The organism is Clostridium sp. YIM B02555 (genome assembly GCF_022320955.1).
Classification (GTDB): domain Bacteria; phylum Bacillota; class Clostridia; order Clostridiales; family Clostridiaceae; genus Clostridium; species Clostridium saccharoperbutylacetonicum.
This window is the reverse complement of sequence record NZ_JAKJJY010000035.1, coordinates 1-11,409: the sequence shown is the minus strand read 5'-3', so window position 1 is coordinate 11,409 and position 11,409 is coordinate 1. Positions and strand designations below refer to the sequence as shown.

Annotated in this window: 9 protein-coding genes; 6 read left to right on the top strand and 3 right to left on the bottom strand. The window is 33.3% G+C overall.

From position 1 onward, the window contains the following. Positions 1-27 precede the first annotated feature (27 nt). The 3 genes from L3B98_RS27415 to L3B98_RS27405 form a co-directional block, all read right to left on the bottom strand. Positions 28-1,533, bottom strand: a complete 1,506-nt coding sequence (locus tag L3B98_RS27415; RefSeq protein WP_238919027.1) for a YncE family protein — start codon at positions 1,531-1,533, stop codon at positions 28-30. A gap of 97 nt (positions 1,534-1,630) precedes the next feature. Beyond that, positions 1,631-1,900 carry a DUF3343 domain-containing protein gene (locus L3B98_RS27410; protein WP_015392075.1) on the bottom strand — a complete coding sequence of 90 codons (270 nt, stop codon included), beginning with the start codon at positions 1,898-1,900 and terminating at the stop codon, positions 1,631-1,633. A 91-nt stretch (positions 1,901-1,991) separates the two neighbouring features. Next, complete coding sequence (locus L3B98_RS27405) at positions 1,992-3,485, bottom strand: hypothetical protein (protein ID WP_015392074.1); 1,494 nt, start codon at positions 3,483-3,485, stop codon at positions 1,992-1,994. A gap of 175 nt (positions 3,486-3,660) precedes the next feature. Between L3B98_RS27405 and L3B98_RS27400 the strand changes: the two genes are divergently transcribed. The 6 genes from L3B98_RS27400 to L3B98_RS27375 form a co-directional block, all read left to right on the top strand. Beyond that, the gene (locus L3B98_RS27400) at positions 3,661-4,431 is read left to right on the top strand and encodes a hypothetical protein (RefSeq protein ID WP_238919026.1); all 771 of its coding nucleotides are present in this window, start codon (positions 3,661-3,663) and stop codon (positions 4,429-4,431) included. 289 nt (positions 4,432-4,720) lie between these two features. Continuing rightward, the gene (locus L3B98_RS27395) at positions 4,721-5,269 is read left to right on the top strand and encodes a DUF4489 domain-containing protein (protein WP_238919025.1); all 549 of its coding nucleotides are present in this window, start codon (positions 4,721-4,723) and stop codon (positions 5,267-5,269) included. A 428-nt stretch (positions 5,270-5,697) separates the two neighbouring features. Continuing rightward, positions 5,698-6,195, top strand: coding sequence for a DUF4489 domain-containing protein (locus L3B98_RS27390; RefSeq protein ID WP_238919024.1), 498 nt, complete (start codon positions 5,698-5,700; stop codon positions 6,193-6,195). A gap of 247 nt (positions 6,196-6,442) precedes the next feature. Beyond that, positions 6,443-7,504 (top strand): glycosyltransferase, encoded by a 1,062-nt coding sequence (locus L3B98_RS27385; protein ID WP_238919023.1) that lies wholly within the window; start codon positions 6,443-6,445, stop codon positions 7,502-7,504. A gap of 181 nt (positions 7,505-7,685) precedes the next feature. Beyond that, positions 7,686-9,104 carry a glycosyltransferase gene (locus L3B98_RS27380; RefSeq protein WP_238919022.1) on the top strand — a complete coding sequence of 473 codons (1,419 nt, stop codon included), beginning with the start codon at positions 7,686-7,688 and terminating at the stop codon, positions 9,102-9,104. Positions 9,105-9,413: 309 nt separating this feature from the next. Continuing rightward, positions 9,414-11,409: DNRLRE domain-containing protein (locus L3B98_RS27375; RefSeq protein WP_238919021.1), on the top strand; the 1,996-nt coding region annotated here is incomplete at its 3' end.

Below are 11,409 nucleotides of genomic sequence, written 5' to 3'. Positions count from 1 at the left end.
GATATGAAAATTTCTAGGAGTTAATCATTATTTTCCATCTCTTCTCCCTCCTCTTCTCCGCCAACCATCACAATTCTTACAAAGTGGAATAAATACTATTGCATCTACAAGCACTCTTGTTGAAATTAAAACGCTAACGTCAAACTTCAGGTTTTTGTCTATAATCACTGGAGTACTTGTTAATTTAGTAAAAGAATTGATCACAAATTCCATTCCCTGTTGTTCTGCATAAGCTGGTATATATAATGTGGCTTTCTGGGTTCCCTCAAGCCTTCCTTCAATAACATACTTTTGTTCCTGTTCATCTTTGTACCCTATGTAATAAGGAATGTAAAATTTATATTGTAATATTGAATGCTCTTTTCGACCATCTATAATTTTTCTATTTTTTGTTTCACTTATAATTTCACATTTTTGGAATATAATTTCTTCTATATTTATAATCTCTTCCTCTTTTTCTGATACTTTAATTGATATCTCTTGGAAAATCATTTTTTCTTGATAGGTAGATAACACCTTTTTGGCAAGTATTGTAGTTCCATTTTCTTGTTTCAATTTAACTTCTGAATCCGTCAAAATTAAAGATTCTTCCTGCACTTGAAGTTTACGCTGAATTACTATTCCAATATCATATGGCATACTATTATTTTGCTCAAAAGTAAAAGTATCTAAAATAGTATTACTATAAGTATCAATTCTATCAATTGCCCCTTTCCCATCAGTGCTTCGACTAGTTGCAAGCAGCGTTTTTTTGTCAGGAGATAATCTAAGTCTTTGCAATTCTGGTAGGGTAGTTTTTATCATTGCTATATGTTCTCTTTTTAGTACATCTATAACCTCAATTCTATTTAATCCACTATTTGCTGCATATAAAAAAATTCCACTCTGCTCCAAAGCTGTAATAACAGATCCCTTTTGAAAATTTATATATGAAATATTTTCGCTTTCAAAATCTAATATAGAGATATTACCTGTATGTTGCCCTTTATTAACCCCTTTATTAGCAATATAAATATACCTTTCATTTTCTCCTATGAGAATGTAGTTAGGAGAAATACCCACATTTTTGCATAACTTGATTAAATGAAAATCTGATGTATCATAAACTTTTATTTCATTCTGTAAAATATCCAATACAAATAATCTTTTCTTATTCTTATCTAGTTCTAAGCCATCGGCAGCAATAAAGCCTGTTATGCAACCTATCTTTTCACCAGTTCTTAAACTATAAATGCATACTTCTTCTGTGTCACAGACATAAATCTTCTGAGAATTAGAATCTATTTGTATATTTCCGTTATTAGGCATATTCCATGTTTTATTAGAATCATATAAATCATTAATAAGTGTGACTTTACTATTTCTATCACTAGCTATATACACATTATTATTTTCATCTACGATGATGTTTTGAGGCCTTGGACCAATTTCAATTTCCTTTATAATACGATTACTATCTCCGTCAATAATAGACACCCTGCCTGTGCCTAAGTTTGATACATAGTAAATCATCTCCTCTCTTTTATCACCCATAGATTAGCCATCCCCCCACTTTTACTTATACTAAAATTTATGCTGTGTACTTGCTTATTATGCAATAAAAACATAAAAAGACCTGGTTAACCAGATCTTATTGAACTAATTCATAAGTTTCATTTTTTCCTTCTTTTATAATCTTATACATCGCAGTAGGATAAATATTGTTCTTTTGCAATTCCTTTTGAACAACTTCAATATCCATTTCTTTGAACTTTACTGCCTGAGTACAGCTAATATTAATTTTATTAGGAGCACTAACTAGTTTTGCTTGAATATTTTTCCGAACTAACCGTTCATATATATATAGTGCCCTATTATGAGAAGTAAAGGTCATTGTATAATCATAGTCTTCTGTCCTCATATTAATCTAATCACCTCTATTTTGTGTTCTCCTAATATAACTTATAAAGGCTTCCTACTTTATTATATGCACTGAAACTTTAGTAGTTACTTTATATTCCACTTGGCCTCTTTCTTAATAATCGTTCCATAATGGATTGATTCTTCTCAAATTCAAGTTCTTCACACAATTTGTTCTTTTCTTCACTTATCATCTTAACTTGTTGCCTAATTATTATATTTTCCTCTTTACATTCTTTCAGTTTATTTTCAATACTTATTTTAATCTTTCTTTCATTTTCCAACTGTTGATTTGCATCCTCTAGCTCTTTTTGAATATTCTGCTGCAATTCTAAAAATACGTTATAATTCTCATCTGCTTTTCGTTTTTGTTCTAATATTCTAGCAATTCGATCTTCATATTCTTCCATAAATTTTTGTTTCTTTTGTAATTGCATATTTAAAGAAACAATTTTCTCCTCTAAGTTTTTCTTTTCTGATTTTACCCGAGATAACTCAAGTTTTAAGCTTTGAAGCGATTCTTCTTCATGTAGTGTAGCTGCGTTAGCTTGATTTACCTCATATTTGAATGAATCCTTCATATTTACTACAAACTGACTTGGAACTAACAAACACAAATCTAGTTCATTAGTTCCATAAACTCCAACTTCTTTAAGGGAACTCTCTCCATCGCAACAAATAAAACAATTATACCGAATCATTGCAACTTTATTCCCCCTATCAAAGTATAATTTACTTCCCCACTTTTCAGAATCAAAAACCGAATAAAAAATCTCGTCTTCTTCCAGCCAACAAGAATACAAGTTATTACTTTCAATAAATAATATAGGTTCCATCAATTCCTTGCTACTTTCATGAACTTTGAACTCCTGTATATTTCCACTCGTATCTATACAAACATGATCCAATAAATATATAGAATCTTCTCTAGACTTATTTAATATATGAATATATTTTTGATTCCTTAACACTTGAAAGCCGATATCCTCTCCTTGAATACCATAAAGCCTTTTTACAGATGACCATCTATGATTTTGAAAATTGCAATAGTTTAAAGATTTCTCATCACCTTCATCTGTAATAAAAAATACATCAATATTTTTCTTTTCATCTACATTTACGGAATAGTGTTCTTTTAAATTAGGTGTCAAAATAATATCTTGTAATGCATTAACTCTTATTTCTTTTCCGTTCCATATACAATGCATTAACACTCCATGGTCGCTACCATCATTACTTACTAGTAAATAAAAGATATGCATCTCATATCCGATAATTTCAACTTTTAAATTTTGTATTTCAAATTCATTACTTTCCATTTGATAGAGCATCTTTCCTACCCATTGCTTATCCTTCAAAGTACAGTACTTTAGCTCTCTTTTAATATTGCTGTATACTATATGTATTGTCTCATCTTCCTCAACATAAACAGAAAACCCCAGAACCTCCTTATCAATTAAACTTTCTTTTGTCCATTTTCCTTCTCCGTACATAATTTTATATCGTAATTCTTCATTATCATTTCGGAAAAACTTCCATATATTATTTGTATAATCAACATATATCCAAGGGTATACACTACTCATGCTCACTCCCTCCTTTATAAGATTATATTTTTAGTGAAAACTTATTATGCCCTCTACAAAAAAAATTTTTAATCTAACTTTTTATTATCACCACTTTAATGTTCTGGCATATTGTATATTGTAAGCATCAAATTATACTTACATTTACTATAACTTCTGAAGAGGAGGATAATTTATGTCGATTAACTTCAAGAAATTTTCGCCACGTCCCGGTCTTGTAAATAAACAAGGACGTTTACCAGATCCTTCTGAATTAGTTTGCATTGAAGTACCTAAAATCTTTGATCAATGTTTAATCAAAAGATGTCTTGTATACGATGAAGGTCCTGATACAAATACAACAGATTCCGAATTAAGAAGCAATCCACTAATAGACCCTAAGAGATATATTGGCAGTAGGGACTTTAATTTAACGCTACTCTCTGTGGATAAAATTCCACTTATTGGAAAGCCAGGTTTCAAAAAAATAGTTATTTCTTATAGTATTTCGTTCTATGCAGATTATATTGATGCTAATGGTGTCAATCAAAGTGAATTGTTTGAAATTAATAGAACAGATGTAATTGGGAAGTTCTACTGTCCTGATTCTATAGCTCAAATTTCTGCTAGTTTTGTACCTGTTCAGCAATCCAACGATTTAGATTCTAATATAATAAAACTTGAAATGGTTGCGGAAGCCCTAGACGGTGAATTACTACAAGATGAAAGTGGAAGCGATGTTTTAGATATCACTTTGGGTTACTATATTGTTGTAAAATGTGAGCTTATTGTGCAGCTCCTAATACCAGCTTATGACTATTGTCCAGTTCCAGGAGAACCATGTGAAGAGGAACCTGAGGAAGATCCATGTGAGAGATTTGAAAAAGCTCCAATTCCTAAGTTCTATCCTGATCAAAATTTAGACCCATTATTCTCAGACAGTGATGACAGTGATGACAATGATTGACATCATAATTAGCAAAGATTATCAACTTTCTTATAACTGAAAGGATAATTAAAGCTTCTACAGTTAAATGAATAACGTAACTCTACTAATATTAGTAGTTATATAAGTTTGGTAATACTTTTTTTCACTGAGTTATTATATTTATAATAAAACTAACGTATTATCATCACCGTTCTTCGATAAAATTCATATATTATAGTAGAAACACTGAACAAACAACTAGAGACGTTAATTACCCATATAGCAATTCTAAATTAAAATTTATCCAATTAAAAGGAGGAGTTCGTTTATGAATTCAATGTCAAAAGGTTATTATAATGATGATTATGATCATCGCAGAAAAGATGAGTGTGAGTGCGTAAGTTGTAGAAAAGAAAGAGAGCCAAAATGCAAATTGTGTCCAACTATCGTAAAATGTGGTTGCCCTAGCGCAACTACAATTCCAGTTGCTACTGTCGCAGGAACTACTTTTCCCCTTACTACTCTTACTCTAAATACTTCTTGCTTATGTAATCCAACTATAAAGCTAGAATTTGCAAGTAATCTTGTTGCTTTGGTTGCCTTTACAGGAACTATAAACTTCCAAGTATTCAAACTTTGCAGAGGTCAAACTACTCCAGTTCCTGTTGGACCTGCATGGACATTCCAATTGGTAGCATTACTTGCATCAGAAACATTCACTTTCTTTGTTTGTGACAGCGATTCTTGTTTTGATGATTGCTGTACTTATACTGTAGTTGCAACTGTTACTAGTGCAGTTACTGTTGGTACTCTTTCTATCAACAACGCAACACTTGGAGCAGTAGCAACATGTGGATCAGGTTCATGTAATTGCTAATAATCAATTGAAAAGCCAATTAAATTCTTAGATATTGGTTAGGTGGGACACCAAATGGGTGTCTCTTAACCTGACAAAATCAGGTGCGAAGTTCTTTTGTATTTGATTTATAAAAAATTATTCTTTAATTACTTACAATATGATAATAAGTTCTAGAATAAAAAATCATTTAAACTCGAGGCTATTAGCCTTGAGTTTTTCTCTTGTAAAACAACATAACTCTACTGAAATTAGCAGTTATGAAAATATGATGATACTTTTTACTGTGTTGTAATATTTTATAACAAATTCCTCGTGCTATCATCACTTTCATTTCATAAAATTCATATATTATAGTGGCGAAACTAAACAAACAACTAAACCCATTAATTTTTCCTATAATAGGTCTTAATTAAAATCTACCTAATTATAAAAGGAGGATTGTATTTATGAATTCACGGTCAAGAAATGATGATGATTGTGATAATTGCAAGAACCAAAGAAATTTCGGTCCAACTATTATAAAATGCAGTTGCCCTAGTGCAATTACAATCCCTAATACTATTCCCTTTGGAACTAATTTTACCATTAGTTCTCTTATTTTAGATACTTCTTATTTATGTAATCCAACCGTAAAGCTAGAATTTACAAGTAATATTATTGCTACGGTTGCATTGGCAGGAACTATAAACTTCCAAGTATTTAAACTTTGTAGAGGTCAGTCTACTCCAGTTCCTGTCGGACCTGTATGGACATTTAATTCAGCAACATTAATCTCTTCACAAACATTCTCCTTCTTCGTTTGTGACTGCGATTCTTGTTTTAATGATTGCTGTAGCTATACTGTAGTTGCAACTGTATTTGTAACTGGTGTTGATGATGATTTTGATGATGGTGGTAGTACAATTAGTATCAACAACGCAACACTTGGGGTAATAGAAACATGAGAATAATCAAGTAAAAACTAATTAAATTCCTGTATATTGGCTATAAGAAGCACTCAACTGTTGTCAATAAACCTCACAAAACCAAGTGTGAGGTTTTTGTACTGAGCTAATGAAAAATTATACTTTAATTTCTTACAATATGATAATAGATTGTAACATACAAAATCATTTAAGCTCGAAATTATTGACCTTAAGCTTTTTGCGAATCAAAAACAAATATATTATTTTAATAAACTGGAGGTTTATTATGAAAAAATCTTTTACCTTATATTGGGCTGGATTGCAAAACTTTCATCTTACAAAAGATGTAGGATTAATACCTTATATCTTTCAAAAACATTTGAATTATGAGGTTACAATTTTATGCAATAAAAATGAAGAGCATTATGATGAAATAATGACTCAAAACATTAATCTCAATTTTATGGAGAATGAAAATTCTGTTACATCATTATTACAAAAAACTGATATCCTGATGCTTATAGGTTACTATGATTTCAATTTACGTATGATAGAAAAATTTAAGTCAATTAATCCAAAGGGAAAAATTTATTTAAAACTGGATCTAAATATACATTGGCTAGGAAGAATAGGCTTTAATCAACGAAATATTAATTTATTAAATAGTTGCACTTTGATCTCTGTAGAATCAAAGAATCTTAAAAAGATAATTGATGCTAGTTGGCCTGTGAAAGTAGAATATATACCTAATGGATTTTATGATTTTTTTAATAGTGATATTGTCGAATATAGCCAAAAAGAGAATACTATTTTAACAGTAGGAAGATTGGGAACTTATGAAAAGGCCACAGAAATTATAATGAAAGCATTCAAAATTGCTGCAGAAAAAATTGAAGGTTGGAATTTAAAATTAGTAGGCAGCATTGAGCCAGCCTTTAATCAATATATAAATGATTATTTATCAGCCTATCCAGAATTAAAAAGCAAAATTATTTTTACAGGACCAATTTACGATAGAAAGTTACTGATGGAAGAGTACAGAAAATCAAAAATATTTTGTTTAACATCTAGATGGGAAGCTTTTGCTCAAGTATTTGCTGAAGCAGCCTTTAATGGAAATTACATTATATCTTCAGATGTTGATGGTTCATGGGATATTATTGCTGACAAAAAATATGGAAGTATATTTCCTATAAATGATTTTGAAGCTCTTTCAAAAGAGCTCATTACAGCTTGTTCTGATGAAATAACTCTTGAAGAAGTTTGCAATTGTATTCAACTCAATACAAGAAATAATTTTGATTGGATAAAACTTTGTGAAAAGATAAATTCTTTTTTAAACTTATAATTATTCCACCCCAAGAACAGTCTACCTCTTGATTTTTTATATACAGTTACAACGTAGGTACACTTTTTTGCTAATATTCATAAAATATAATTAAACAATATACTTGATTTATTTTCTAAGTATTGTTAGAAAATGAAGAATAGTAACATTTCTAAATTAGTTAGAGGAGACATGAAAATTAATGCTTGAAAATAAAAAAACTTCAATAATAATTTTAACCTATAACAATCTTAATTATAATCGTATCTGCCTTGATAGTATAAGAAAATACACCTCTGCTCAAACTTATGAAATAATTGTTGTTGATAATAATTCTACTGATGGCACTCGAGAATGGCTTAAAGAACAGACTGATATTAAACTTATTTTAAATGATGAAAATGTAGGTTTTCCAAAGGGATGTAATCTTGGAATAGAAGCATCTGAGAAAGATAATGATCTGTTATTTTTAAACAACGATACTAAAGTTACACCAAGATGGCTTGATAATCTTAAAATATGCCTTTATAGTGATGATAAAATTGGAGCAACTTCATCTATAACCAATAGCTGCTCTAATTATCAAGTTATAAATGTGCCCTATAATGATGTGGAACACATAATTGAATTTGCAGATAGTAATAATATTTCAACACCAGAAAAGTGGGAGCAAAAGGCTAGACTTGTGGCATTTTGTATGTTAATTAAAAGAGACGTTATTAATAAAATTGGTATCTTTGATGAAAGATTTACTCCTGGAAATTTTGAAGATGATGATTTGTGTATGAGAATTACTGAAGCCGGATATAAGCTTATGGTTTGTAATGATAGTTTTATACACCATTTTGGCAGCACATCTTTCAAAAAAGATTATGCCAAATTTAATAGTGTTTTAAGAATAAATGCTCAAAGATTTGAAGAAAAATGGGGCTTTAACTCTAATTCCCAAAGTCTATTAAAATTTCATATTATAGATCGTATAAATGAACCCAGGGATAAAGAATTAAATATTCTTGAGTTTGATTGTGGTCTAAGTGCTACATTACTTAGATTAAAATACATGTATCCTAATGCAAAACTGTATGGTATAGAGACAAATAAAAATATAGCTAGGATATGTGGAAAAATGATAGAAGTAATGACTGAAGACTTTGAAGAAAACTATATTATGAATTTTAAAGAAAGTAAAGTAGATTTTTTTGACTATATAATTCTTGGAAATAAACTTCAATTTAGTAAAGACCCCTGGAAATTACTAAAAGAGATAAAAAAGTTTTTAAAACCTGGAGGATATATAATCGCTACTATACCTAATGCAATGCACTATTCAGTGGTAAAAGGCTTATTATGTGGAGATTTTATATATAACAAAAATTCAATATTAAATAGAAGTTATAATAAGTTTTTTACCTTATCAGATATACACAAAATGTTTGAGGAGTGTGGTTATATCAATCCATATGTATTTCACTATTACACACAAATAACGGAGGAAGATGATAAGTTCTTAAACCAAATTTGTAGTATTGTTGGCGAAAATCTGAAAGGGCATTTTATATCCTACGAATATGTTGCTAAGTTTCAGAAAGATATTACAGACAAGAATAACAGTAATTATTAATACACACATCAACCTAAATCACATTAAAATGTGACTTAGGTTTTTATTTTTCTAAAAATATATAAGTTATGATAAAGATTTCAGATTTGTATTTATGACAATTATTGCAATGTTATTATGTCAACTTATATAAATAATAAATAATTATTTATTATTTATAAAAAACACCAAATTAGGTATATATGGTTCTTAAATGCAGCTATTTGTTACGTTGTGTCCAAATTTATTATTTTACATATATTATAGTAGTGCAGTTTATAATAATTGCCATAAAAAAACAATAAGAGAAAAAAATAAGGAGATGATACAATGCCCATTGTACTTCTTAGTCCTACCGATGATGCGTATATATCGCAGCTAAATCCTAATACAAACTTTGGTTTATCAAGTTTTTTGTTTACAGGAAGATTTGTTCAACCAAACGATGTGTTTAGAAGTTTATTAAAGTTTGATTTATCTGGTGTCATTCCCCCAGGAAACACTCTATTAAATGCCTCACTAAATTTATTTGTTTATAGAAAAGATCTACCAGATGCAGTGTTATCACCACAAACTGTTAGTGTATTTACAAATGCAAGTGATTTTTCTGAGAACACTGTCACCTGGAATAATGCACCTGCATTGAATGCAACTTCTGATTTTACAACTGTTACAGATGCAGATGTTGGTACTTTTATTAGCATTGATATAACCGATATAGTAGCTCAATGGGTCAATAACATCATACCAAACAATGGTATTACGTTAGTTGGAATCGAAAATATAATTGACACTATAATAGGTTATTTTTCCGATGAATGGGAGGTTACAACACAAAGGCCATTCTTAAGTATAGAATTTATTCCAAGTGGCACTACTGGAGATACAGGCGCTACTGGTACTACCGGACCGACTGGTGCTACTGGTGCTACTGGTGATACCGGAGCTACTGGTGACACTGGTGCTACTGGCGTTACTGGCGCTACTGGTGATACCGGAGCTACTGGTGATACCGGAGCTACTGGCGTTACTGGAGACACTGGTGACACTGGTGACACTGGCGCTACCGGATCTACTGGCGTTACTGGTTCTACTGGTGATACCGGAGCTACCGGCGTAACTGGCGATACTGGAGCTACTGGCGTTACTGGTGCTACTGGCGTAACTGGTGCTACTGGAGCTACTGGCGTAACCGGCGCTACCGGAGTTACTGGACCGACTGGAGATACTGGAGCAATAGGAGCTACTGGTGACACTGGTGACACAGGTGCTACTGGTGATACCGGAGCTACTGGTGTAACTGGCGCTACTGGTGCTACTGGTGATACAGGTGCTACTGGTGACACTGGTGCTACTGGTGCTACTGGTGATACCGGAGCTACTGGCGTTACTGGAGACACAGGTGCTACTGGAGCTACTGGTGATACAGGAGCTACTGGCGTTACTGGCGCTACTGGTGCTACTGGTGATACCGGAGCTACTGGCGTTACTGGTGCTACAGGCGATACCGGTGCTACTGGTGCTACTGGCGTAACTGGTGCTACTGGTGATACCGGAGCTACTGGCGTTACTGGTGCTACTGGTGATACCGGTGCTACTGGTGACACCGGAGCTACTGGTGACACTGGTGCTACTGGTGCTACTGGTGACACTGGCGCTACTGGCGTTACTGGTACTACAGGCGATACTGGCGCTACTGGCGCTACTGGTGACACTGGCGCTACTGGTGACACTGGCGCTACCGGAGCTACTGGTGCTACTGGTGATACCGGAGCTACTGGCGTTACTGGTGCCACTGGTGATACCGGAGCCACTGGCGTTACTGGTTCTACTGGTGATACTGGCGCTACTGGAGCTACTGGTGACACAGGCGTTACTGGTGATACCGGAGCTACTGGCGTTACTGGTGCTACTGGTGATACCGGAGCTACTGGCGCAACTGGAGTTACTGGTACTACAGGCGATACTGGAGCTACTGGTGACACTGGCGCTACCGGTGCTACTGGCGTAACTGGTGCCACTGGTAATACTGGTGATACCGGAGCTACTGGTGCTACTGGTGATACCGGAGCTACCGGCGTTACTGGTGCTACTGGCGTAACTGGAGACACTGGCGCTACCGGTGCTACTGGTGATACCGGAGCTACTGGTGACACTGGCGCTACCGGCGCTACTGGTGACACAGGTGCTACTGGTGCCACTGGCGCTACTGGTGACACTGGCGCTACTGGTGACACTGGCGCTACTGGCGTTACTGGTGCTACCGGAGCTACTGGTGACACTGGTGCTACTGGTGATACCGGAGCTACTGGCGTTACTGGAGCTA